Source organism: Vibrio sp. 2CM40D (assembly GCF_023161825.1).
Classification (GTDB): Bacteria; Pseudomonadota; Gammaproteobacteria; order Enterobacterales; family Vibrionaceae; genus Vibrio; species Vibrio alginolyticus.
Map to the genome: position 1 here is coordinate 1 of NZ_JALNTL010000009.1, position 25694 is coordinate 25694.

22 protein-coding genes are annotated in these 25694 nt (G+C 44.4%); 13 read left to right on the forward strand and 9 right to left on the reverse strand.

Annotated elements, in window-relative coordinates:
* The first annotated feature begins 551 nt into the window (after positions 1 to 551).
* From MTF70_RS18720 to MTF70_RS18730, 3 genes are all read left to right on the forward strand, one after another.
* Positions 552 to 884: a DUF1904 domain-containing protein gene (locus tag MTF70_RS18720; RefSeq protein WP_005381768.1), complete on the forward strand. Its 333-nt coding sequence runs from the start codon at positions 552 to 554 to the stop codon at positions 882 to 884.
* Positions 885 to 896: 12 nt separating this feature from the next.
* On the forward strand, positions 897 to 1733 hold the full coding sequence (gene mepA / locus MTF70_RS18725; RefSeq protein WP_205460830.1) for a penicillin-insensitive murein endopeptidase: 837 nt from the start codon (positions 897 to 899) through the stop codon (positions 1731 to 1733).
* A 323-nt stretch (positions 1734 to 2056) separates the two neighbouring features.
* Complete coding sequence (locus MTF70_RS18730; protein ID WP_005381765.1) at positions 2057 to 2365, forward strand: hypothetical protein; 309 nt, start codon at positions 2057 to 2059, stop codon at positions 2363 to 2365.
* Between the two features lie 42 nt (positions 2366 to 2407).
* Here the strand turns inward: MTF70_RS18730 and MTF70_RS18735 are convergent, their stop codons facing one another.
* The 3 genes from MTF70_RS18735 to rdgC form a co-directional block, all read right to left on the reverse strand.
* The gene (locus MTF70_RS18735; RefSeq protein WP_005381763.1) at positions 2408 to 2662 is read right to left on the reverse strand and encodes a YfhL family 4Fe-4S dicluster ferredoxin; all 255 of its coding nucleotides are present in this window, start codon (positions 2660 to 2662) and stop codon (positions 2408 to 2410) included.
* 2 nt (positions 2663 to 2664) lie between these two features.
* The gene (yegQ, locus tag MTF70_RS18740) at positions 2665 to 4065 is read right to left on the reverse strand and encodes a tRNA 5-hydroxyuridine modification protein YegQ (protein WP_025768851.1); all 1401 of its coding nucleotides are present in this window, start codon (positions 4063 to 4065) and stop codon (positions 2665 to 2667) included.
* Positions 4066 to 4230: 165 nt separating this feature from the next.
* Complete coding sequence (gene rdgC / locus MTF70_RS18745; RefSeq protein WP_017633930.1) at positions 4231 to 5145, reverse strand: recombination-associated protein RdgC; 915 nt, start codon at positions 5143 to 5145, stop codon at positions 4231 to 4233.
* Positions 5146 to 5369: 224 nt separating this feature from the next.
* Here rdgC and phoB point away from each other — a divergent pair, with 224 nt between their 5' ends.
* From phoB to MTF70_RS18760, 3 genes are read left to right on the forward strand one after another with little or no spacing between them, the layout of a single operon-like run.
* Complete coding sequence (phoB, locus tag MTF70_RS18750) at positions 5370 to 6059, forward strand: phosphate regulon transcriptional regulator PhoB (protein ID WP_005381752.1); 690 nt, start codon at positions 5370 to 5372, stop codon at positions 6057 to 6059.
* Between the two features lie 40 nt (positions 6060 to 6099).
* Complete coding sequence (phoR, locus tag MTF70_RS18755) at positions 6100 to 7398, forward strand: phosphate regulon sensor histidine kinase PhoR (RefSeq protein ID WP_005383667.1); 1299 nt, start codon at positions 6100 to 6102, stop codon at positions 7396 to 7398.
* On the forward strand, positions 7398 to 8357 hold the full coding sequence (locus tag MTF70_RS18760; protein WP_025768852.1) for a phosphate ABC transporter substrate-binding protein PstS family protein: 960 nt from the start codon (positions 7398 to 7400) through the stop codon (positions 8355 to 8357). The genes phoR and MTF70_RS18760 overlap by 1 nt, the downstream gene beginning before the upstream one ends.
* Before the next feature lie 34 nt (positions 8358 to 8391).
* Here MTF70_RS18760 and ppx read toward each other — a convergent pair whose 3' ends face one another.
* Positions 8392 to 9897, reverse strand: a complete 1506-nt coding sequence (ppx, locus tag MTF70_RS18765; RefSeq protein ID WP_025768853.1) for an exopolyphosphatase — start codon at positions 9895 to 9897, stop codon at positions 8392 to 8394.
* Positions 9881 to 11971 (reverse strand): polyphosphate kinase 1, encoded by a 2091-nt coding sequence (gene ppk1, locus MTF70_RS18770; protein ID WP_005381748.1) that lies wholly within the window; start codon positions 11969 to 11971, stop codon positions 9881 to 9883. The genes ppx and ppk1 overlap by 17 nt, the downstream gene beginning before the upstream one ends.
* Before the next feature lie 207 nt (positions 11972 to 12178).
* On the opposite strand from ppk1, the gene MTF70_RS18775 reads away from it, so the two are divergent.
* Genes MTF70_RS18775 through phoU form a run of 4 tightly spaced genes read left to right on the forward strand, consistent with a single transcriptional unit; the run spans position 12179 to position 17637 of the window.
* Positions 12179 to 14383, forward strand: a complete 2205-nt coding sequence (locus tag MTF70_RS18775) for an ABC transporter permease subunit (RefSeq protein WP_025768854.1) — start codon at positions 12179 to 12181, stop codon at positions 14381 to 14383.
* A 30-nt stretch (positions 14384 to 14413) separates the two neighbouring features.
* Entirely contained in the window at positions 14414 to 16087 is a 1674-nt protein-coding gene (gene pstA, locus MTF70_RS18780; protein ID WP_025768855.1) for a phosphate ABC transporter permease PstA, read from the forward strand.
* 2 nt (positions 16088 to 16089) lie between these two features.
* Positions 16090 to 16908: a phosphate ABC transporter ATP-binding protein PstB gene (gene pstB, locus MTF70_RS18785; RefSeq protein ID WP_005381745.1), complete on the forward strand. Its 819-nt coding sequence runs from the start codon at positions 16090 to 16092 to the stop codon at positions 16906 to 16908.
* Positions 16909 to 16938: 30 nt separating this feature from the next.
* Positions 16939 to 17637: a phosphate signaling complex protein PhoU gene (gene phoU / locus MTF70_RS18790; RefSeq protein ID WP_005381744.1), complete on the forward strand. Its 699-nt coding sequence runs from the start codon at positions 16939 to 16941 to the stop codon at positions 17635 to 17637.
* 62 nt (positions 17638 to 17699) lie between these two features.
* Here phoU and ppk2 read toward each other — a convergent pair whose 3' ends face one another.
* The 3 genes from ppk2 to MTF70_RS18805 form a co-directional block, all read right to left on the reverse strand.
* A complete protein-coding gene (gene ppk2, locus MTF70_RS18795; RefSeq protein WP_005381743.1) occupies positions 17700 to 18476 on the reverse strand; it encodes a polyphosphate kinase 2 in 777 nt (258 codons plus the stop codon).
* A gap of 70 nt (positions 18477 to 18546) precedes the next feature.
* Positions 18547 to 19296 (reverse strand): copper homeostasis protein CutC, encoded by a 750-nt coding sequence (locus MTF70_RS18800; RefSeq protein WP_169628879.1) that lies wholly within the window; start codon positions 19294 to 19296, stop codon positions 18547 to 18549.
* A gap of 277 nt (positions 19297 to 19573) precedes the next feature.
* Positions 19574 to 20185: a peroxiredoxin C gene (locus tag MTF70_RS18805; protein ID WP_005381738.1), complete on the reverse strand. Its 612-nt coding sequence runs from the start codon at positions 20183 to 20185 to the stop codon at positions 19574 to 19576.
* Between the two features lie 199 nt (positions 20186 to 20384).
* On the opposite strand from MTF70_RS18805, the gene MTF70_RS18810 reads away from it, so the two are divergent.
* The 3 genes from MTF70_RS18810 (at position 20385) to aceA (ending at position 24959) form a co-directional block, all read left to right on the forward strand.
* Positions 20385 to 21290 carry a hydrogen peroxide-inducible genes activator gene (locus MTF70_RS18810; RefSeq protein ID WP_005383681.1) on the forward strand — a complete coding sequence of 302 codons (906 nt, stop codon included), beginning with the start codon at positions 20385 to 20387 and terminating at the stop codon, positions 21288 to 21290.
* Between the two features lie 606 nt (positions 21291 to 21896).
* A complete protein-coding gene (aceB, locus tag MTF70_RS18815) occupies positions 21897 to 23525 on the forward strand; it encodes a malate synthase A (RefSeq protein WP_017820561.1) in 1629 nt (542 codons plus the stop codon).
* A gap of 120 nt (positions 23526 to 23645) precedes the next feature.
* The gene (aceA, locus tag MTF70_RS18820; RefSeq protein ID WP_005381733.1) at positions 23646 to 24959 is read left to right on the forward strand and encodes an isocitrate lyase; all 1314 of its coding nucleotides are present in this window, start codon (positions 23646 to 23648) and stop codon (positions 24957 to 24959) included.
* Positions 24960 to 25082: 123 nt separating this feature from the next.
* Here the strand turns inward: aceA and MTF70_RS18825 are convergent, their stop codons facing one another.
* Positions 25083 to 25532 carry a CBS domain-containing protein gene (locus tag MTF70_RS18825; RefSeq protein ID WP_017820562.1) on the reverse strand — a complete coding sequence of 150 codons (450 nt, stop codon included), beginning with the start codon at positions 25530 to 25532 and terminating at the stop codon, positions 25083 to 25085.
* Positions 25533 to 25694 lie beyond the last annotated feature (162 nt).

A 25694-nucleotide genomic window follows, 5' to 3' on the forward strand; every position in this document is an offset into this window, starting at 1 on the left:
GGGTGTAGCTCCAATTGGCAGAGCAGCGGATTCCAAATCCGCGTGTTGGGAGTTCGAATCTCTCCACCCCTGCCATACTTTAAAGCCTCAGCAGTAATGCTGGGGCTTTTTTGCATCTGAAGAAAAGAGAAGCTGACTAGTTGGAAGAGTTGTCGATTCCTCTGATACCAAAGTATCGGGGGGATTGAAAGCTCATATCTCCGGGATATTGGTCCACTTCACCTATCCCCCCATATTCATAAGCTCTGGCTTAGGTCAGGGTCTCTTTTATTCCTAACGTATAGTTTCGATGTCAGGTGTATGTTTATCCAACGAATATGGCATACCTTTGCTTCAGATAGTTTTATTTTCTAGTAATGTAATTACTAAATGTTGATGTATCGCTTTGCTCTTTCTGTTTTACCTTCGAATTTCATAACACTTTTTCTTCGTTATCGAGCACATCTGATTCACAATCTATTGAAAGGTCAGTGGTTACATTGGCTTGGATGATTACTGACTTGGTTCCTGTTATCATCATGCATTAATGCTAATAATTAGGAAGTAAGTTTATGCCACATTTTCGATTCCGTGCTGTAGAGCCACAAGCTGTTCAGGCATTATCAAAACCTCTTACGGATGAACTTCAGCCTCTAATGGACTGTCCGCGTGAGGATTTTACTTTTGAGTATATCTACACTACGTTTTTCAATGAGGGTGAGGTGAGTGCTGCATATCCTTTTGTCGAAGTGCTTTGGTTCGACCGTGGCCAGGAAGTGCAAGATGAAGTTGCCAAGCTTATTACGCAACAAGTGCGCGGTATCGCTGGTGCCGATATTGATGTTGCGGTTATCTTTTCCGCCTTATCTCCTAAAGCTTATTACGATAATGGCGAACACTACTAAAGGTTAAAGGCTATGAGGCTGAGTTTCATTGTAACTTTGGGTTTATGTTTCTCAGCTTCAGTATGTTCTACTCCTTGGGAGTCTGCGGTTAATCCTACCCGAAACTCTTCCTCCTCTATTGGTAGTTATGCTAACGGTTGTTTAGATGGTGCATTACCCTTGTCTCTCGATGGCGTTGGTTATCAAGTCTTACGTAGTAAAACGAAGCGCTACTATGGGCACCCTAAAACGATAGAGTTTATTGAAAATCTGGCGCTTAAAGCTCATCAAAATCTCAACACCACTCTGCTAATTGGTGATTTGTCTTTACCTAGAGGTGGAAGGTTCTCCTCTGGTCATTCTAGTCATCAAACCGGGTTAGATATCGATATCTGGTTAAGACTTGCTGACAAACCGCTTTCTTATAACGAATTACAACTTCCTAAACCCATGAGTGTGGTGGATTTAAAAGGTTATTCCATACTTAATCATCGCTGGGAAGAACGGCACTTTAAGCTAATTCGGTACGCTTCAAAAAGTAAGGATGTTGCACGAATTTTTGTACATCCTGTTATTAAGGAGCAACTTTGCTTGCAAGAAAACGGCAAAGATCGTTCTTGGTTACGTAAAGTACGTCCATGGTGGGGGCATCATTACCACTTTCACGTCAGGTTATCTTGTCCTGATTCGAGCGACTATTGTGTTGATCAAGCACCACCTCCAGTAGGTGATGGTTGCGGTGCTGAGCTTGCAAGTTGGGCCCCAAAAGCAAAACCTACTGATACCCCTCAACGGGTAAAAACAACCTCTAAGCCCAAACGAAAAAAAGTCGTTCCACCTCAATGCTTGCCGCTTATCAATCCTAATTAGTGTTACTCTTCAGGTTTATCTGTACTTGGTGATCTCTTTTATGAAACTGGAGAAACATCATACTTTTGTCTACATTGAATAGTACCAATACAAAAACTAACCCAATCAGTTTTGGGGACATATTATAGAAATCTAAATTAAACAAAGAGTTGTAGTATGGGTAAGTTGTAACTTCTCTGTTTAGAAAAAGATCTTTCGTCACGATACTCTGGTTTCTTAGCAATATGTCTGTCAGTTGGCTAAAAAGCGATAACAACGCAGACAAGTGTGTAAGGCAGGGATATACCCTTTTCCTGTTAGAAGAGTAAATCAAGGACAAAACCATGACTATGATTTGTGCAAAAGAATTTGCAGAGTGGTTAAGACACAGATTTAGCAGTGATACTAAAGGAGTCTCTTTGACTCGAGAGGATGTGAATCACCTGACTGGGCGTCAACGCCTTGATCCGGGTTTTGTTAATGATGTGCATTATGAGCTGATGCAATATGGAATGGCTTTCGTTACTGATACGAGCCGAGAAAACTTTTATTTAATACCTGTTTCTCAAGCGGAAAATTGGCGTGAGAGACTAGAGTATCATTTTGAAAAAGAGCTGTTCTGCAATATTATCCCTATTGAAAAATCAGGTTGAGAAAAGGTTCAACTTTGATGTCAAAGTTGAACCTAATTGCTCTTATGCTAACCCTTGAATAATCACGAATTTTTCAAGCAACTGCTCTTCAGTTTCGACATGGTTCGGATCAGTGATTATGCATTTTGTAATTGGACACACTGACTGACAGGTCGGCTTTTCGTAATGCCCCTTACACTCTGTACATAGCGCTGGATCAATTTCGAAAATGCTCTCTCCCATACTGATTGCCCCATTGGGGCATTCGGGATCACACATGTCGCAGTTGATGCATTTGTCAGTAATGAGCAAGGCCATGATTACTTACCAGTCGGGTTACGGGTGTCCTGCCCTGAGTTCAAGTTACGCATCAATAGACCGTATTCTAAATCTAGATCTGCTGGTACTGGAATGAAGACGAAGTGACCATTCCCTTTGGCATCCTCAATAGACTCTGACTTACGGTTTTCCATCGCTTCTAGCGTGAAAACAACATTACCTTTTGGCGTCATTAGCTCAAGACTATCACCGACAAGGAATTTGTTTTTCACTTCTACTTCAGCCATATCGCCACGACGTTTACCAGTGAACTCACCAACAAACTGTTGAGCATCAGAGACTGAGTAACCGTAATCGTAGTTTTGGTAAGTATCGTGTGTATGACGGCGTAGGAAGCCTTCAGTGTAGCCACGGTGAGCTAGGCTTTCTAGTGTACCCATTAGGCTTTCATCGAATGGTCGACCTGCTACAGCATCATCAATCGCTTTACGATAAACTTGAGCGGTACGTGCGCAGTAGTAGAACGATTTAGTACGACCTTCAATTTTCAATGAGTGAACACCCATCTTAGTTAAGCGTTCAACGTGCTGAACCGCTCGTAGGTCTTTAGAGTTCATGATGTAAGTACCATGCTCATCTTCGTAAGCCGCCATTTTTTCTTCTGGACGGTGCGCTTCAGAAAGCAGAACGACTTCATCTGTTGGTTTGCCGCGACCAATTGTGGTTTCAGGGCGCTCGTCTTGTACTTCGACAGGCTGTGCTTCAGTCGGGTCGAATTTCTCTACGATATCACCAGCGTCGTTTTCTTTACCCTCTTCAACTTTGTATTCCCAGCGGCATGCGTTAGTGCAAGTGCCTTGGTTAGGGTCACGTTTGTTGATATAGCCAGAAAGTAGGCAACGACCTGAGTAAGCCATGCATAATGCACCGTGAACGAATACTTCAAGCTCAGTTTCAGGGCAATGCTCACGAATTTCTTCGATTTCTTCTAGAGACAGCTCGCGAGAAACGATCACACGTTCCACGCCATTCGCTGCCCAGAACTTAACGGTCGCCCAGTTTACAGCGTTTGCTTGTACAGAAAGGTGAATTGGCATTTCTGGGAAAGCTTCACGAACCATCATAATTAGGCCTGGATCTGACATGATCAATGCGTCAGGACCCATCTCTACGATTGGCTTAAGATCACGGATGAACGTTTTTAGCTTCGAGTTGTGTGGTTGAATGTTACATACCACATAAAGCTTTTTGCCTAGGGCGTGGGCTTCATCGATACCGATTTTTAGGTTCTCGTGGTTAAACTCGTTGTTACGTACGCGAAGGCTGTAGCGAGGTTGGCCTGCGTAAACTGCATCTGCCCCGTAGGCGAATGCGTAACGCATGTTTTTCAGGCTGCCCGCTGGAGATAGTAGCTCAGGCACGAATGCTTTCTCAGTTGTCATTGCTCAATTCTCTTTTATCTGATCACAAGTCAGGCCAATTCCACCTAATGGAAATGGGGCGCAAATTTTACGTCAAAATGTGAACTGTGACTAGGGTAATTGTGCTTCAGATAGAAAAACGCCCTCAAAAAAAGTGAGGGCGTTATGGTTAACCTTTATACAAAATTAAGCGTTAGGATTCGGTAAGCCGCCTAGCGCATCGTATAGGTTGGGAAGGAAAGCACTGAACTCTCCACACATTAGAGAGAAGTCTGCATCAAATCGAGCTGCTTGATCTTCACGTGGAATATCATCGTTTTGATCTTTCAATTCATCAGAGAATTTTAGACGTTTGATGCCTGCATCTTCCGTCATAATGAACTCAATACGATCTTGCCAATTAAGCGCAAGTTTCGTCACGACTTTATCCGCAGCGATGTGGTTGCGGATTTCATCAGTGGTTAGCTCTTGCTTCTTACAGCGAATCACACCACCTTCTTCAAGTACGGATTTTAGCTCAGCTTCGTCCATCATGCTGATACCTTGAGGTGTGTCACCGCTTTTCACCCACTCGGTTAGCGTAGTTTCAATCGCCACTTCTGGAATAGCAGGAACAACAGGTAAACTACCCATGGTTTTACGAAGCAATGCTAATACATCTTCTGCTTTTTTATAGCTGCTTGCATCAACAAGGATAAAACCTTCTTTTGGCATGATGAGCACGTGAGTGTGGCTGCTGCGGCTGAATGCGCGCGGCAGTAAATCCATTACGATGTCATCTTTCAGGTTGTCTTTCTCTTTCTTCTTCAGAGGACGACCTTCTTGCGCTTCCATTGCTTCTACTTTTGCATTCAATGATTCTTTGATCACAGAGGCAGGTAGCATTTTCTCTTCTTTCTTGGCGCAAATCAGAATGCGGTTTTCTGACACGTGAGTCATCATATCGCCATGTCTACCCATTGCACTGACCCAGCCAAATTTCTGTTTGTCTTGACTGCCACACGGGGTGAATTGGAATTCAGACAGCTGAGTTTCTAGTTGTTCGGCGTTAAAAGTAACCTCGCGGTTAACGCGGTATACCAGACAGTTTTTAAACCACATAAATCTTCTCTAGGCTTGATGACAAGGGACTAATCATAGGGAATTTTTGTGCTGATGTCTTAATAGAAATGAAAAATATCCGAATGAACCTCAAAAGAAAGTTATATGAAAATTTGTTTTCAAAGGTCACAAAAGTGTCATAATTGGTAGTGATAATGCTTATGCAAAGAGAGGCGCTTTGTCTCTTAAATTCATTAGCTCAACGAACATAAGGTTACTCAATTATGTCTAGAAGGATTCTGGTTGTTGAAGACGAAGCTCCTATTCGCGAAATGCTGTGCTTCGTACTTGAGCAGAAAGGTTACCAAGCGGTAGAAGCGGAAGATTACGATACTGCAGTAACCAAACTGGCTGAACCCTTCCCTGATTTAGTTTTACTGGATTGGATGTTACCAGGCGGTAGTGGCATTAACTTCATCAAACATATGAAGCGAGAGGAATTAACGCGCAACATTCCAGTTGTGATGCTTACCGCTCGTGGTGAAGAAGAAGATAAAGTGCGTGGTTTAGAAGTTGGTGCGGATGACTACATTACTAAGCCATTCTCTCCTAAAGAGTTGGTTGCACGCTTAAAAGCGGTCATTCGTCGCGTTACTCCGACTGCACTAGAAGATGTAATTGATGTACAGGGATTGAAGCTTGACCCTGTATCGCACCGTGTTACGGCTAATGATGCGCCATTAGACATGGGCCCTACAGAATTTAAGATGCTTCATTTTTTCATGACGCATCAAGAACGCGTATACAGCCGTGAGCAGCTATTAAACAATGTTTGGGGCACCAACGTGTATGTCGAAGACCGTACAGTCGATGTTCACATTCGCCGCCTGCGTAAAGCATTGGAAGCTGCAGGGCATGATAAGCTGATCCAAACTGTTCGTGGTGCTGGATACCGCTTCTCGACGAAGGCATAAATTAACACGCAGCTTATCGGTACCATTTCTGGAGTTATGAGTGGTTGAAAGATTAACGTGGAAAAAGCTGGCCTGGGAGCTGGCTTTTTTTTACACCCCATGGGTGATAGTAGGTTGGATATTCGGTTATATGCCGTGGTTGCTTTTGGCTGCTACGGCATTGCAGCTTGTGTGGCATTTGCATAACCAAGTACGTTTATCTTCTTGGTTATGGGATGAAAAACGCCTCACGCCACCATCTGGTAGCGGTAATTGGGAATCTTTGTTCAATGGGTTGTATCGCTTACAACAGCGCCAACGCCGCAAACGAAAAGAGCTTACTAATCTTATTCGTCGATTCCGAAATGGTGCAGAATCGCTACCCGATGCGGTAGTGGTATTCCGTGCTGAAGGCAATATTGTTTGGTGCAACAAGCTGGCTCAGCACTTACTGGGCTTCCATTGGCCAGAAGATTCAGGTCAACCTATCTCCAATCTCATTCGTACACCTGATTTTATCAAGTACCTCAACAAGAAAGACTTTTCAGAGCCATTAGAAATGCGTTCACCACTCAATGTCGAACGCATGCTAGAACTACGTATCGTACCGTATACCGAAGGTGAACATTTGATGGTGGTGCGTGATGTTAGCCAGTTAAAACAACTTGAGGGAATGCGTCGCAACTTCTTTGCCAACGTATCTCATGAACTGCGTACACCAATGACGGTGCTACAAGGTTATCTTGAGATGACAGAAGATCCTGATATGGTCGTGGGTCCTATGTGGAGCAAAGCTCATGGTGTCATGACGGAGCAGCTTAACCGCATGAACAGTTTGGTGAACCAACTACTGACACTATCTAAAATTGAAGCGGCACCTATGCATGAGCTTGAGGAAGTCGTGAATGTGCCCGCGATGCTTGAAGTGTTAGAAAAAGAGGCGGTTAGCCTTAGTGGGGACAACCAACATAAATTGAAATTTGATGTTGATGCTAGCCTACGCGTGCTGGGCGATGATGACCAGTTACGTAGTGCTATCTCTAACCTCGTTTATAATGCCGTCAAATACACACCGCCTGGTGCGAACATTAATGTTCGTTGGTTCCAGACCTCTCAAGGCGCATGCTTAGAGGTGGAAGATAGTGGTGATGGTATTGAACCTCAGCACCTCCATCGACTTACTGAGCGTTTTTATCGAGTGGATAAAGCAAGATCACGTGATACTGGTGGAAGTGGTTTAGGGCTTGCCATTGTAAAACACGCGCTGAGTCACCATGACTCTCATTTAGAAATTCACAGTGAAGTAGGCGTGGGTAGTAAGTTTTCTTTCGTATTGCCTGAGCGTTTGGTGGTGAAATAATGGCTTTACGATTAGCAAAAACATTCAGTTTATTCGCGCTTGTTTGTTCTTTTATGGCTGCCGCTCAAGATAAACCATTGCCGAGTTATCATAAAACGACGGGGATTGTCGGGAACTTGCTCTCTGTTGGCTCCGATACACTTGCGGGTATGACAACGCTTTGGGTTGAAGAGTTTAAATCCATTTACCCGAATATTAATGCGCAAGTCCAAGCGTCTGGCTCTTCTACTGCCCCTCCAGCATTGACCGAACAAACAGCTCAGTTTGGTCCCATGAGCCGCCCTATGCGTTTAAGAGAGGTTGAAGCGTTTGAACGTGAACATGGCTACAAGCCAACTGCGCTCAGGGTCGCCATCGATGCAATCGGTATTTTTGTTCATCAAGATAATCCAATTCAAGGGCTTAACTTTAGTCAGTTAGATGCTTTGTTTTCTGCCACGCTGCGCTGTGGTGAAAGTCAATTTGTCACAAACTGGCAGCAACTCGGTCTTGAATCACAGTGGGCAAAGCGAAACGTCCAGTTGTTTGGTCGTAACTCCGTTTCTGGAACTTACGGTTACTTCAAAAGCAATGCTTTGTGTGGCGGGGATTTCAAGACCCGAGTTAACGAGCAGCCAGGCTCCGCGTCAGTTGTGCAAGCTGTAGCGTCAACCATCAGTGGAATTGGTTATTCCGGTGTCGGTTATCGAGTGGCAGGCGTGCGCTTAGTCCCTGTGGCTAAAATGGGAAATGACTACGTGACTCCAACGCGAGAACATATTGTTAGTGGTAAGTACCCACTATCACGTTACTTATATGTTTACGTGAATAAGCACCCTGATTACCCATTAACACCAATTGAAGCTGAATTTATTCGCTTTATCTTTTCTGCTCAGGGACAAGCGTTGGTTGAGAAAGATGGTTATGTGCCCATTACGGCAGACTTTGCAGAAGAAGAGTTAAAAAAAGTCGGCCTGTAAGCCGACTTTTTATTTAGGTATGGACAGTACGAGATCAGAAAGTGAGTGTCCACTTCGCGATGTCCCAACGTTCTTGTTCTTCCTGTAAATCCGCGTGAAGTAATTTATTGTTTTCTAGCCATGCTTCATCTGTGCAGGTGAGAATCCATTCGTCATTTTTGATAGATAAGGTGATATCAGGCAATGGATCTTCATTACGCTGCCCATTTAATACGATAGAAAGTCGTAATATTTTGATGAGGCTTATAACGTCACTCTGTTTATAGAGGTTGAAATCTGGTAGTTCTTGCAATTTGAGCGCTTTACGCTGGAAGCGAGCTAATGTTGCAAGCACTAATTGCTGCTCACGGTTGAAGCCTTGTAGGGTGGAGTGCAACAGAATATAAAAAGAGTGGCGATGGAAACTACGCAAGTTGATACTTAATCCGACTTCATGAAGCAACGCTGCCCACTCTAGTAAGTCAAATAATTCACTCTTTTTCTTAATGCCTAGTTCAGAGCGTACCTGACATAACATCTCACGTGCATGCCCCTTAACACGAGCGGCATGCTCTAAGTCGACTCGGTGCTTGTTGGCTAAATTTTCTGTGGTGCGCATGCGAATATCGGAGCGTGCAAAACGTTCTTCCATTTCGTACAACAGGCCTTCGCGTAGAGCACCATCGGAGAAAAACATTTGCTCAATGCGAAGCGCTTTGAAAATCGCGGACAAAATCGCTACGCCTGCTGCGAATACGGGTTTACGTTCTTCTGTTAGACCCGCCAGCTCAATATCTTCAATGGAATCAAATTTACACAGAGTTTCAATTAGTGTATCCAGTCGACTCGCTGTGATCAGGCCATCTTCAAAACCTAATCCTACTAGCACTTCTTGAATCGCTTTGATGGTTCCTGATGAGCCGAGAGCAATATCCCAGCCCTTTTTACGATATGTTGAAGCGATGGACTCGAGTTTTTGTTCGGCAGCTAACATCGCCTTGCTGAAGTTTTTTCCTGACAGTTTGCCGTTTTTAAAGTGTTGCTCTGTAAAACTGACGCATCCCATCTGTTTACTGTTGAGAAGTTCAGGCTCAAATTCTTGTCCAATAATCATCTCGGTACTGCCGCCTCCGATATCGATGACTAGTTTGGAGTTGGATTCTACTTGAGTGTGCGCGACGCCTAAGTAAATCAGGCGGGCTTCTTCTTCTCCAGGGATAATTTCTATTGGGAAAGGCATCACTTCTTTCGCACGCTCGATGAAAAGGTGGGCATTTTTAGCGCGTCTTAGTGTGTGTGTGGCGGCGATACGTACATTTGACTCATCAAGCCCTTGCAACCTTTCAGCGAACATGGCTAAGCATTCTAGCGCACGCTCCATTGCGGCGTGACTTAAGTTCAATTCACTGTCGAGTCCTGATGCTAAGCGAACACGTTGTTTATGACGACTAACCAGTTGTAGGTCACTGCCGACAACTTTGGCCACCACCATATGGAAACTGTTTGAGCCGAGGTCTATCGCGGCAATGTAGCGAGTATCTTGTTCAAGTATTTGAGGCATCTGAATTTTGTTTTCTAGTTTGCTTTTCTATATTTTTAAGATAGTCATAGATAGCGATTTGAGAGCGAACTTTTTTGCGATTACCTCGTGGTACGTAAGCGTTACTCATTTCTTTATCTATTAAACGAGCCTTTACTGTATCGGTAAAATGGATATTCGTTATATCAATAATTCTCTGTTTCAAACGTGGATCACGGACTGGTACTGCTACCTCGATACGGTGATCAATATTTCTTGTCATCCAGTCTGCGGAGGAGATATAAACTTGCGGATCGCCATCATTGTGGGTGATCACCACGCGAGGGTGCTCAAGAAAGCGGTCAACAATACTGATGATGCGAATATTGTCGCTGATCCCCTCAATGCCCGGTACTAATGAGCACATGCCTCGAATGATCATGTTTATTTTTACACCGGAAGTACTTGCTCCATAAAGCTTATTGACGATGCCTTTATCGACTAGGTTATTGACCTTGATCGTAAGAGCGGCTTTTTTCCCTAGCTTGGCATTCGCAATTTCATTATCGATTAAGCGGTAGATTTGGGTTCGAGAATTACGAGGAGATACCATAAGGTGATTGAACTTCACTGGTCGGTATGGATTCTCAATGTAACCGAAGACATTACGGACTTCATTAGTGATTTCTTGATCTGCCGTAAGCAGGGAGAAGTCGGTATAAATTCGTGCCGTCTTCTCATGGAAGTTGCCTGTGCCGATGTGTGCGTAGCGAATAATTTCTTCACCTTCGCGGCGGCTAATCATCAGTAGCTTTGAGTGAATCTTAAGACCAGGCGCACCAAAGATGACGTGCACACCCGCTTCGGTTAATACTTTTGACCATTCGATATTGGCTTCTTCATCAAAGCGAGCTTGCAGTTCGACGACCACAGTGACATTTTTGCCGTTGTGCACTGCATCAATTAAAGAGTTCATCAAGCGAGAATCTTTCGCGACGCGATAAATGTTAATCTTGATACTAAGTACTTTGGGATCGAAGGAGGCTTGGCGCACTAACTCACTAATGTGGTCAAAAGTGTGGTAGGGATAATAGAGCAGAATATCTTTCGCTTTAATCGCGTCAAAGCTGTTGGCATAACCTTCGAAATCGGCACATTTCATTGGCGGGAGAGGTTTATTTTCAAGATACTCTCGTCCAACATTTGGAAAGCCGATGAAGTCTTTAAAGTTGTGATAGCGTCCGCCGGGGATAAGGTTATCGTAGTTAGAGATATTAAGTTTGTTACACAGAAACTCTAACATTTGAGGCGGCATATCGCGTTCGTAGACGAAGCGAACGGGCTTTGCTGTCAGTCGCTGATTGACACCCTCTGACATTTGTTCAAGCAAGCTGTACTCGATTTCATTGCGTAAATCGTATTCAGCGTCACGCGTCATTTTCATCGCATAGCCGCTAAGCTCATCATAATCAAAAAAGCCTTTGAACAGCTCGTCCAAACAGTGGCGGATAATATTATCAAGTAAGATGATGGTTTTTCGACGCTTTCCTTTCTGTTCTGGTACCATCACAAAGCGGGGAAGGTGATCGGTCGGAATTTCGATCAGAGCGTACTGGTAATGTTCTTCTTTACGCAGTTCTACGGCGATGTAAGCGTACTCGTCTTTGAGAAATTGCAGAACATCGATCTCGTCTTTCATTAGGAGGGGAGTGATATGCGGCATTACCTCTCTACGGAAGTATTTCGCGATCCACTTTTGTTGCGATTCATCCAGTTGTTGCTCGTTGACCAAGAAAATGCGACGTCGCGCCATTTCTCGAATCAACTCGCTGTAAAGCTCATCAAATTGTTCGTTAAGCTTTAGTGCTTTCGACTGCATTTTGGTTAACAGTCGTTTAGGGCTATCACTGCCACCGCGCTCTTGGCTGATTAGGATTCTGCGCTTCACGTCCGCAAAGCGTACTTTGTAAAATTCATCTAAATTGTTGGAAAAGATCCCAAGAAAGCGAATACGTTCGATCAAAGGGACGGTTTTATCGGCAGCTTCTTGTAATACTCGTTCGTTGAAAGACAACCAACTCAGCTCTTTTTCTATATATAGTTTTTCTGCGCTCATAACCTTACCTAGCCAAAAGTGAAGTATTACGTACTCATCTTGGAAAAATGGATGAGTGAGAACATTATGAGATTTTCATTACAGATTTATTTCATACCACGCATTGCATAAGAGTTGTATTCTTTTCAGGTGTTTAATGTGATCTGTAATATAATTGTCATCTTAACGACATATTCTAGTACTAAGTCAAAAAAGGTAGAGATATAAATGGCACAAGCCGAGTTTTCATTGCAGGAAAAAGATAAGAAACGACTGATAAAAGATCGTTTAGTTCGACTTGCAGTGACATCCGGTGGTGTCGGCGTACTCGCGGCGCTTATTTTGATCTTTGTCTACCTCGCCATGGTGATCATTCCGCTTTTTTCTGATGCGGAGATCAAAACCAACCAAGCCATTCGAGCCACTCATATTGAAACACCACTTGCGATTTCAGTGGATGATTACGCTCAGCTTGCGTTCGTCCTAACCCAAAGTGGTGAGATTCAATATTTGTCGATGGACGATCCTACGAAACCTGCGGTGTATACACAGCAAATCGTCCAGAAACCCGTCGCTTTCTCTCAATCTGCTCCTGGGCTAGGTTGGTATGGATTTGTTGATGGGCAGGGTAAAGCGAACCTTTTCAAGCCAGAATTTAATGCCACGTTGAGAGAAAATACACGTCCTCCGGAAGTGATTGAGCTAGACACCAGCATGGATCTGACACTAAGTACGCCTCAAGATCCTGTGACTCAGTTTGTATTTGCAGCTTCGACGCCCTTACCAACGGTTGTTTGGCAGATGCAAAGTGGTGAAGTGAAAGCTCGCTGGCAAGTGGCTTCTTCTTTGGGTACGTCTCCTACAACGATCGATTTTACGTTCTCTTCAGGCTTTAATACGCCTCAGCAAATGTTGTTGACACCTGACGGTGAAACGCTTTATTTGCGCGATGGCTCTGAGTTGATCGTGTTAAAGAAAACCGCACGTAAATTTGCTGTGCGAGAGGTGGTCGATCTCACTCAAGGTGATAAGAAGCATTCCGTTCGTACGATAGACTTATTGGCTGGTGCTTACTCGCTTTTGGTGACGCACAACGATGGTCGGGTGTCGCAATGGTTTGATACGCTGCAAGAAGAAAAACGCACGTTAACGCATATTCGTGATTTTAAATTGGCATCAGAGCTTAAGTATTTGTTGCCGGATTCTCATCGAAAAGGATTTTATAGCTTTTACACCAACGGCACGTTGCAAAGCCATTATACAACCAGTGAAAAACTGGTGTTGTTTAAGCGTGCGTACCATCAAGCGCCCGCAATCGCAGCAATGTCTAACAATGAACGCTACTTAATCACTTGGCAAAATAATGCGTTAAATGTTGCGGAAGTGGACAATGCCTATCCGGAAATTTCATTGTCTTCATTATGGCAAGAAGTGTGGTACGAAGGGTATCCTGAGCCTGAATTTGTGTGGCAATCGACTTCGGCGAGCGATAACTTTGAGGCTAAGTTCAGCCTAGTACCTATTGCGTTTGGAACGATAAAAGCGGCGATGTTTGCGATGCTGTTTTCAGTACCGCTCGCAGTGCTAGGTGCTATTTATACGGCTTACTTTATGTCGCCACGCATGCGTCGTGTCGTAAAACCGTCGATTGAGCTAATGGAAGCACTGCCGACGGTGATCATTGGTTTCCTCGCGGGATTGTGGTTCGCGCCTATTGTCGAAGATCACCTGATTACGATCGTCGTTATGCTGTTTGTTTTGCCCTTGAGCACCATGATTATGGGCGGGCTATGGGCATTAATACCGCAACCTTTGCGGAATCGTCTGCCTAATGGTTGGCATGCTTTAGTGCTCATGCCTGTCATATTGGTACTGATTGGGCTTGGAGTGTGGATTTCGCCTACGATTGAGCAGACGTTCTTTGGTGGCGATATGCGCTTATTCTTAACCGAGCATGGTATTGGTTACGATCAACGCAATGCATTGGTGGTGGGGCTAGCGATGGGGTTTGCTGTTATCCCGACGATTTTTACCATTGCCGAAGATGCTATTTTCTCTGTACCGAAGCATTTATCGGATGGCTCTTTGGCATTAGGGGCCACGCCTTGGCAAACTTTAATCTATGTTGTCTTGCTTACTGCAAGCCCAGGTATTTTTTCTGCCATTATGATGGGCCTGGGACGCGCTGTTGGCGAAACCATGATTGTGTTAATGGCAACGGGCAATACGCCATTAATGGATTGGAATATTTTGGAAGGATTGCGCAGCCTGTCGGCGACCATCGCCGTTGAGTTGCCAGAGTCGGAAGTTGGAAGTTCGCATTATCGCCTGCTGTTCCTAGCTGCATTGATTTTGTTTGTGTTTACGTTTGCAGTAAACGCGCTTGCGGAGTGGGTTCGTCAGAGACTGAGAGATAAGTACCGTGCGTTGTAATAATGGTTTGAATAAAGAGCGAGTAATAACGTGTTAAATTGGATTCGTTCTGGCGCACCGTGGATATGGCTAACAGGCGGTGCAGTCAGCATCAGTTTGTTGTCGGTATTAGGGTTGTTACTCCTTATCGGCTGGAAAGGCCTGACTTACTTTTGGCCAGCGCCCTTGTATCAGTGGAATGTTGCAGCGCTGACTCCTGTACAAGGCGAAGTGCTACATGAAAATACTATTCTGATTGGTCAAGTGTATGAGCGCAGCTTTGTACCGAAGAGTTATTTGCCTGAAAGCGCAGCACAACAGTTAGAAGACGATGAAGATTTTGCCACGCGACTCAACATCAAAATCGCTAACCGAGAGTTGTATCCCGCCGATTTTATCTCCGTATTGCAAATGCAGTTGGATGAGCCCACGACGCCAAAAGAGTGGGCGGTGATAGAGCGCAGTAGCGGTGGTTATTTCTTTGGTAAGCTGGTGGCGTTTCAAGATGGCGATAATATATACACCAGTGATATTCAATCGATACTAAATAAAAAGCTTGATGATGCAGAAACTCTGCGCCATGAGATTGATTCTTTGGTGGTCGATCAGCTTAAAGAGCTTGGTTGGAAGCTAGAGCAGTTGCGATTAGAAAAGCGCAAGCATGAATTGAATGACACGCTGACAGAAAGCTTCTTAAAGGAAAATCAGACGAAAAAAGAGCAGATAGAAAAAGCGCTTGCGACGTTAGATTTGCAACTTGATGGTTTACGACTTCAGCTCTCTGACTATGCCTTGATTGCCGAGGATATGACGGGGTCACAAGTATCGATTCCGCTCGAAGATATTTTGGACTACTGGTATCCAAACCAAATGTCACTGCCTGATAAAGTCATGCATTGGGGAAAACAGGTTTGGAAGTTTTTATCTGAAGATCCAAGAGAGTCTAACTCCGAAGGAGGCGTGTTCCCTGCGATATTTGGTACGGTTTTCTTAGTACTCATCATGTCGATCATTGTGATGCCACTCGGGGTGATCGCCGCTATCTATCTACATGAATATGCTAAGAATAACGCTCTAACCAGAGTTATTCGTATTGCGGTTATAAACCTAGCGGGTGTTCCATCGATTGTTTATGGCGTATTTGGTTTAGGTTTCTTCGTTTATACGATTGGTGCCTCTATCGACAACGTATTCTATGCGGAGAAGCTACCGGCACCAACCTTTGGTACGCCGGGTTTGTTATGGTCAGCACTAACTCTTGCCGTGCTGACGCTTCCAGTTGTGATTGTGACGACAGAAGAAGGTTTAACTCGAATTCCGAGCTCCGTACGACATGGCTCTCTGGCACTTGGTGCAACTCAGTTCGAAACGCTATGGCGCGTGGTTTTGCCTATGGCGACGCCAGCTATTATCACAGGTTTGATCCTTGCGATTGCGCGTGCAGCTGGCGAAGTAGCGCCACTGATGCTGGTGGGGGTCGTGAAATTGGCATCCAGTTTACCGGTTGACGGACAATTCCCTTATGTGCATTTGGATAGAAAGTTCATGCATTTAGGTTTTCACATTTACGATGTTGGCTTTCAAACCTCCAACATCGAAGCGGCGCGACCATTAGTTTATGCCACCTCTTTCTTACTCGTGACAGTGATTGTCGGGCTAAACTTAACAGCAATCAGTATTCGCAATAATTTACGAGAAAAATACAGAACGTTAGGACAAGATTAAGTATGTTTAATTTTGATAGTACATTAGGTTATGAGCCACCATTGGACGTTCATAATTTAACGGATGAACAAACAGCCATCTCAATCGAGAACCTTAATCTGTTCTATGGTCAAACTCAGGCGCTGCATGATATTTCGATGCGAATTCCCAAAGGGCGAGTCACCGCTTTTATCGGTCCTTCAGGGTGTGGAAAGTCGACGTTATTACGTTGCATCAATCGCATGAACGACTTAGTGGAAGGGTGTCGAGTCACAGGTAAAGTGCGTCTCCATGGCAAGAATGTTTATCATCCTAATGTCGATGTTGCGACACTTCGACGCCGAGTGGGGATGGTGTTTCAAAGACCTAATCCATTTCCTAAGTCTATTTATGAAAACGTAGTTTATGGCTTACGCTTACAAGGTGTAAAAAACAGCCGCAGTTTAGATGACGCAGTGGAGCGATCCTTGCGCTCGGCGGCGTTGTGGGATGAGGTAAAAGACCGCTTGCATGAGAACGCATTTGGCTTATCTGGGGGGCAGCAACAGCGCTTGGTCATTGCGCGCGCGGTGGCGATTGAGCCGGAAGTCCTGTTATTGGACGAGCCAACATCAGCGTTGGATCCAATCTCAACTTTAACTATTGAAGAGCTTATCAATGAGCTGAAGACTCAATATACTGTCGTTATCGTTACCCATAACATGCAACAAGCGGCGAGAGTGAGCGATCATACTGCATTCATTCATATGGGTAAGTTAATTGAATACTCTGACGCGGACTCGATCTTCACTTCGCCAATGAAGAAACAGACCGAAGATTACATTACGGGTCGCTACGGTTAAGTCGCGACTCTATACGGAATAAGGAACATCATGCACTTTGGACGTCATATTTCAGGACAATTTAACGTAGAGCTAGAATCGATTCGTACTCATGTATTAACCATGGGGGGCTTGGTAGAACAGCAGCTTTCGTATGCTATTCAAGCCTTGCATAAAGAAGACATCGAACTGGCGCGTAAGGTTGTGCGTGACGATCATAAAGTGAATGCGATGGAAGTCTCGATCGATGACGCTTGTACACGCATTATTGCTAAGCGTCAGCCAACGGCAAAAGACTTGCGCTTAATTATGGCTATCATCAAAACGATCACTGATTTAGAACGCATCGGTGATGTGGCGACACGCATTGCTTACGTTGCCATCGAAAGCCCATCATCAAAAGAACGACAATTCCAAGTGTCGTTAGAGCCTCTCTGCCGTCAGGCAATTAATATGCTGCATCAGGTTTTAGATGCGTTTGCCCGCATGGATGTAGAAGCGGCAGCAGAGGTGCATAAACAAGATGACAAACTAGACGCCGAGTATGAAGCGGTGATTCGTCAGTTGATGACTTACATGATGGAAGATCCAAAAAATATCCCTAATATTCTGCAAGTGATGTGGTCTGCACGCGCGATTGAACGCGTGGGGGACCGCTGCCAGAACATCTGTGAATACATTATTTACTTCGTGAAAGGGAAAGATGTACGCCATCTAGGTGATCAAAGTATTGATGACGTACTGAAGTAACTGACTTCAATAAATAGACCAGCTTTTAGGCTGGTCTATTTATTAGAGAGAAGGAAAGCACGTCAATATTTATCAGGAACGAAGGTCTGATCATCAATGGGCGCTCTGACGTAACCTTCTTTATTGAGTTCAGGTAATTCGATGGGTGAGTACTCAAGTGCTTTGTAATCAATCTGGCTTAGTAAATGACTGATACAGTTCAAGCGCGCTTTCTTTTTGTCATCAGAAGGGACGACCCACCAAGGGCAGTTTTTCGTGTCTGTATAGGCAAACATCTTATCTTTTGCTTCCGAATACTCCGCCCAGCGATGACGTGACTCTAAATCCATTGGGCTGAATTTCCAACGTTTGATCGGCGTATTAATTCGACCTAGAAAACGTTTTTCCTGCTCTTCGTCTGAAACCGAAAACCAATACTTAATCAGAATAATCCCAGAGCGTTGCAACATTCTCTCGAATTCAGGGCAAGAGCGTAAAAACTCCTCGTATTCGTCTGGAGTACAGAACCCCATGACTTTTTCGACACCTGCTCGGTTATACCAACTTCGGTCAAATAAAACGATTTCACCAGCAGATGGTAAATGAGCGACGTAACGTTGGAAGTACCATTGCGTTTTTTCTTTTTCTGTCGGTGCAGGCAGAGCCACTACGCGACAAACACGCGGGTTTAGCTTTTCTGTAATTCGCTTTATCACCCCGCCTTTGCCCGCAGCATCACGGCCTTCAAACAGAACCACCACTTTTAAACCTTTGTGTTTGACCCACTCTTGAAGTTTTACGAGCTCAACTTGAAGGTTTTTGAGCTCCTTTTCGTATTCCTTTTTCTTCAATTTAGACATACACATTTCCTCACTCCTTGATAAACAATATGTTAGCACTCAAAAGCTATGCGCGTGAGGTTACGGTGGTCTATTTGAGAGCTGCTACGACATCGGTAATGGCTTGTGTACTTGTGATGGGGATTAAAAAATCATCGACATCGGATGCGCCCATTTTGCTTTGTTCAGCAACAAAGGTCATTTGGCTAGGGCGTGTGGTTTTGCCTGACAGATGGATTTCAGGAATTTGAGTGTCTTCTACTAACGCACGTACGTTACTCGCATTAACGCCAGCCCCCGCCATGATTGCTATGCGCCCTTGGGCTTGCTTAACCAAAGCTCTAAGCACATCGATCCCTTGTGGTGCTGAAGGCGCAAGACCGGAGGTTAAAATACGTTCACAACCTAAGCTGATCACTTCTTCCAAAGTTTTTTCAGCGTCACGACACTGGTCAAAGGCACGATGGAAGGTCACGCCTAAGCCAAGCGCTTGAGCAAATTCACACAGCGCAGCCGCGTAAGGCATATGAATATCACCGTCTTGAGTGAGCACGCCGAACACGACACCGCTCAAGCCTGATTGGTGAGCTGCTTCAATATCCCAACGCATCATTTCGATCTCTTCTTCATTGTAGAAGAAGTCACCTTGGCGTGGGCGGATCATGGCATAAACTGGAACACTAGAAAGCTTAGCCGCTTGCTGCATAAAGCCATAACTGGGTGTTAGTCCGCCTAAAGCCAAAGAGGAGCAAAGTTCAATCCGAGTGGCGCCGCCAGCAATGGCGTAGTGCAGAGATTCAATATTATCAATACAGACTTCTAGGTGAGTAACCACGTTCATTCATCCTGCTAACGTTACAAATAAGTGTTGTGGCTAAGATATTAACAGGGCCAGTAAGCAGAATCTGTATGGAGGGGATGATAAATAGAGGTAAAGTTTACGCTAAAGCGTTACCTCATTTTGGCGGTTTATCTGAAGGAAAAAGAAAGCCCAGAGCAGAGGCTCTGGGCTTTGATAGGACTTTACTTAGACTGATTGGCGTTTGCGGTTTTCCGCATTAGCTTATTGCTTTATATACATCCAACCATCACACCCGTTGAGCTAGGGTGAAGGTCTATTATTTTTTGCCTAGGTCAGCTGCGTGCTCAGATAGGAACGCTGCAACACCTTTTGGAGATGCGTCCATACCTGCTTTACCTTCTTCCCATTGTGCAGGACATACTTCGCCGTGCTTCTGGTGGAAGTTAAGAGCGTCAACCATGCGTAGCATTTCGTCGATGTTACGGCCTAGTGGTAGGTCGTTAACTACTTGGTGACGTACAACGCCTTCTTCGTCGATTAGGAAAGAACCACGGAAAGCAACGCCTGCTTCTGGGTGCTCAACGTCGTAAGCTTTACAGATTTCGTGCTTAACGTCAGCAACTAGTGGGTACTTAACTTGACCGATACCGCCATCTTCGATAGCAGTGTTACGCCATGCGTTGTGAGAGAACTGAGAATCGATAGAAACACCGATTACTTCAACACCTTTAGCTTGGAAGTCAGCTAGACGGTTGTCGAATGCGATTAGCTCAGATGGGCAAACGAAAGTGAAATCTAGTGGGTAGAAGAATACTACTGCTTTCTTACCTTTAGTGAACTCTGCAAAGTTGAAGTTTTCAACGATTTCACCGTTACCTAGAACAGCTGCTGCAGTAAAATCAGGGGCTTGACGACCTACTAGTACCATTTTTTTGCTCCTAAAAAGTATGGTTAGCTCCAAACCGAATTCAGTTGTGTCGGTTTGGTTCGTGTTTGTACGAGACAAACTATAGTACAGATTGTAGTATTGAAAAAAGCGAAATAAATAGATTGAGTTAATCGAAAAAAACGATAATAACAAAACTCTTAACTCGATCACTGGAACGGCGGTAGATACAAATACAATTATGAATAAATGGCCCAGTTTGAAGCAGTTACACTATTTAGTCACACTGCATGAAACAAGACATTTTAGTGACGCTGCAGAGCGTTGTTTTGTCAGTCAGTCGACTTTAAGTAAGGGTATTCAAAACTTAGAGGAATTGATAGGTTGTCCCTTATATGAAAAGAAAGATAAGAAAAGTCCACTGGTTTTTACCCAAACAGGAGAAATGGTAGTAAAGCAGGGGCGAGAGCTGTTAGCAAAAGGGCAAGATTTGGTCGAGCTTGGACGTATGTGCCAAGGCGACGATATGCAAGGCCAGCTAAAAGTAGGATGTATACCAACAATTGCTCCGTTTTTACTGTGTGATTTGGTACAAGAGGTGAACTACCGTTTTCCACAACTGAATCTTTTATTAAGAGAAGACACGACGACAAACTTACTTCAAGCGCTCAGACATGGTGAGCTGGATGTGCTTATTTTAGCGTTACCAGTCGAAATTGATGGCATGGAAAGCCGAGTAGTGGGTAAGGATCCGTTTCGAATGGTTATAAGCGCTAATCAAGCCCAATCGGTCCCTGTGCCGATTCGTTACGCGGATTTACCTGACGAATCCGTCTTTCTACTAGAGAAAGAACATTGCTTAACGGAACATGCGGTATCAGCGTGTAAATTAACAGACAAAGAAAAAATCAATCCGTTTACGGCAACCAGCCTCCATACACTGGTGCAAATGGTTGCGAATGGTTTGGGAACAACGTTCATTCCTCAAATGGCTATCGACCATGGCTTGCTGCATAACCAGAATTTAGTCGTGATCGATCCTCCTGGTAAACAAGCTTATCGCGAAATCGGCTTAGTTTGGCGTCCGAGCTCGTCAAGAACGAAAACATTTAATCAACTTGCAGAAGTCGTTTCAGAGCTGCTTTAGCTATTAGTATTAGCCCTTACTTCTCCATTATTTATCTAAAAGCGCACTGGAAACAGTGCGCTTTCTAGTATTTTATTCTGTTGGTAAACTTTGACTTGTAAAATTTTACAGCTCTTCTTTGATGAAGCTTTCATAAAATAGTGAAATTTCACAATGTTAATTTTACACAAAGCCCTGCATACCTTGTTTGACCCCTGTTTAAATACATCTCTTCAGCCCTTGTGAATACAAGGTGTTTGTTTACCAGTCTATATTCATACGCTTGTTTGAAATGATAAAACGACTTTAAATTTAATGTAATTTTATTACGTAATAACTTACAAAATAAGGCGCTTGATAGATGGTTTTTACCTTGCGGAATAAAACTTTGAATTTTCTGTTTTGTTTATATTGGGGGTTTCACTAAACCCCTTGTTGATATAGCTTATTTAAAGGCCGATACGACTTATGTCTAGATTGAAAATACACGTAGCATTACGCAATCTATCGACATGGCTAGACGAGTTGAACACAAAGTTAAAGGATGTAATTTGTTGTTCATAACTTACAAATGTAGCTTTACGCTGACTGCCCAAGATTGATAAAGCACGTTAAGGATGAATGATTATGCTTGCTCAGACAGAACAAAAAACACAACAACTAAAGCAAACCCAAGGCATGCTTGAGGTGAATGGAGTCGTTGCTCCAGAACATCAAGCAATTTTCCCTGTTGAAGCCCAAACCTTTTTATCTCTACTGTGTGAAAAATTTGCCGGACGTGTTGAACAGTTGCTGGAAGCAAGAGAAGAGAAGCAAGCACGTATTGATGCTGGTGAGCTACCAGATTTTCTACCAGAGACACAAGACATCCGTGAAGGAAGTTGGAAGATCCTAGGAATCCCACAAGATCTGCAAGATCGCCGTGTGGAGATTACCGGACCAACTGACCGCAAGATGGTGATTAACGCACTGAATGCGAATGTAAAAGTGTTCATGGCAGACTTCGAAGATTCAATGTCTCCTGCATGGAGTAAAGTGCTAGATGGTCAAATTAACTTGCGCGATGCTGTTAATGGCACCATCAGTTACACCAATCCTGGCAATGGCAAACATTATCAGCTGGAAGATGACCCAGCGGTGTTGATCTGCCGTGTTCGCGGCCTTCATTTAAAAGAAAAACACGTTACGTGGCACGGTCAGATCATTCCAGGTGCGCTATTCGATTTCGCTCTGTATTTCTATAACAACTACAAAGCGTTACTTCAAAAAGGCAGCGGCCCTTATTTCTACCTTCCAAAACTGCAATCGCATCACGAAGCGAAGTGGTGGAGCGAAGTGTTCCATTTCACGGAAGACTATTTCGGTTTGGATACAGGCACGATCAAAGCGACTGTGCTGATTGAAACCTTACCAGCGGTATTTGAAATGGACGAGATTCTGTTCTCGCTTAAAGAACACATCGTTGGTTTGAACTGTGGTCGCTGGGATTACATCTTTAGCTACATCAAAACATTGAAAAAACACTCAGACCGAGTACTGCCAGATCGCCAAGTGGTAACGATGGACAAGCCATTCTTAAACGCTTACTCGCGATTATTGGTACGTACTTGCCATAAACGAGGTGCTTTCGCGATGGGAGGAATGGCCGCATTTATCCCAGCTAAAGACCCGAAAGAGAATCAAAAAGTATTAGACAAGATCCAGACTGACAAATCGTTAGAAGCTAACAACGGCCACGACGGTACTTGGGTGGCTCATCCAGGTTTGGCTGACACTGCTATGGAAGTCTTTAGTGCTGTGCTGGGTGAACGCACCAACCAGTTGGATGTGAGCCGTGCAGAGGATGCGCCTATTACAGCAGCTGAACTGCTTGAGCCTTGTGAAGGCGAGCGCACTGAAGGCGGAATGCGCCACAATATTCGCGTTGCGCTGCAATACATCGAAGCTTGGATTTCTGGCAATGGTTGTGTGCCGATTTACGGACTGATGGAAGACGCAGCAACGGCAGAAATCTCACGCGCCTCTATCTGGCAATGGATTCAACACGGCAAGTCGCTAGACAACGGATTAAAGGTCACTAAAGAGCTGTTCGAGCTCTATCTCAAAGAGGAGATTGAAGTCGTGAAGCAAGAAATTGGCGAGCAGCGCTACCATGCGGGTCGATTTGAAGAAGCAGCAGACTTAATGGCAAGGCTCACGACGAGCGATGAACTGACCAACTTTTTGACAGTTCCTGGTTATGACTACCTGGATTAATAAAGAATAACTGTAACACCAATAACGTGAAGGATTTTCAAGGCAGATAGGGAAGTACTGCCTGAGAACGGAAACTCAACGCACACGCATAAAGTGCAAATTATAAAGAGGGATAGACCAATGACTAACTTAACTCGCCGCCAACAAATTGAAGCTCTGGAAAAAGACTGGGCAACTAACCCACGCTGGAAAAATGTGAAGCGTACTTACACTGCCGAGGAAGTGGTGGAACTGCGTGGCTCTATGGTGCCTGCAAACACAATTGCACAACGTGGTGCAGACAAACTTTGGTCACTGGTCAACGGTAGTGCGAAAAAAGGTTACGTAAACTGTCTTGGTGCGCTAACGGGTGGTCAAGCCGTTCAACAAGCTAAGGCAGGTATTGAAGCGATCTATCTGTCAGGCTGGCAGGTAGCGGCGGATAACAACACCGCTTCGACGATGTATCCAGACCAATCTCTTTACCCAGTAGATTCTGTACCGTCAGTAGTAAAGCGTATCAACAACTCATTCCGTCGTGCAGACCAAATTCAGTGGGCTGCTGGTAAGACGCCTGAAGATGAAGGTGGTATTGATTACTTCCTACCTATCGTAGCGGATGCTGAAGCGGGCTTTGGTGGTGTGCTTAACGCTTACGAACTAATGAAATCGATGATCGAAGCCGGTGCCGCGGGCGTTCACTTTGAAGACCAGTTAGCATCGGTGAAAAAGTGTGGTCATATGGGGGGTAAGGTATTAGTTCCTACGCAAGAAGCGGTACAAAAGCTCGTTGCAGCTCGTTTGGCTGCTGACGTAGCGGGAACAACAACATTAGTTATTGCTCGTACTGATGCGAATGCGGCGGATCTCATTACTTCAGATTGCGACCCATATGATAAAGACTTTATTGAAGGTGAGCGTACTCAAGAAGGTTTCTACCGCGTTCGCGCGGGTATCGACCAAGCTATCTCTCGCGGTCTGGCTTACGCACCATATGCAGACTTGATTTGGTGTGAAACGGCTACGCCATGTTTGGAAGAAGCACGTAAGTTTGCAGAAGCAATTCACGCTGAATACCCAGATCAATTGTTGGCGTACAACTGCTCGCCTTCATTCAACTGGGAGAAAAACCTAGATGCAGAAACCATTGCTAAGTTCCAACAAGAGCTTGCAGACATGGGCTACAAGTACCAATTCATCACGCTAGCAGGCATTCACAACATGTGGTTCAACATGTTTGAACTGGCACACGCTTACGCTCAAGGTGAAGGTATGCGTCATTATGTTGAGAAAGTTCAGCGTCCTGAATTCCAAGCAGCTGAAAAAGGCTATACGTTTGTTGCGCACCAACAAGAAGTAGGTACAGGTTACTTCGATAGAATGACCAATACTATCCAAGGTGGTAACTCTTCAGTGACAGCATTGACAGGTTCGACCGAAGAAGACCAATTCTAATTGGCAGAGAAACACTTCCTTAATCAGCGTCAGTAATGGCATTTTGAGCGGCAACCCTGCCGCTCTTTTTTCGTTTAACCGGTGTAAAAACGAAACTTACAACAAAGAGAATACGCTTGCGTACTACTCTTCCTGCTCGATTTCTTCAGGTTCCACTTCTTCTTGTAGTTCCAATAAGTTAATCGCAATCGTCACGAAGTCACTATCAGTAATAATGCCGACCAATCGACCTTTGGTGACAACAGGTAGACAGCCAACTTTATGCTTTTGCATATAGATAGCGCTCTCTTTGAGCCCCGCGATAGGCTCTGCCGTCATGATGTTGGTGTGCATCATTTCGTAGAGCGGTGTGTCTAAAGTAAAAGATTGTTCAGCCTCATCTGGGTGCAAGCTCGATTCTTGAGCAGCAAGAATGTCGCGTTGAGTCACCAAGCCTTGTAAGTGGTTATTGGCATCAACAACCGGAATGTGTCGAATATCAAGCGCATCCATCATGCTTTTTGCATCACGCAAGGTGTGCGTGCGCAGTAAGGTATGAGGATTACGAGTCATCATGTCTTCAACCTTGATCATAGAGACCTCCAGCGGCATTGTCCTTCTCTTAAATATAGAGAATATTTTTCTGTATATCTGGGAGCTAACTCGTTTTTCATCAATTAAATAGCACAATGCTGATGGGCTGCGTAATCTGTGTTTTATTGGTGTTTTTATTAATTTGAATAAGTCGGTTTGTGT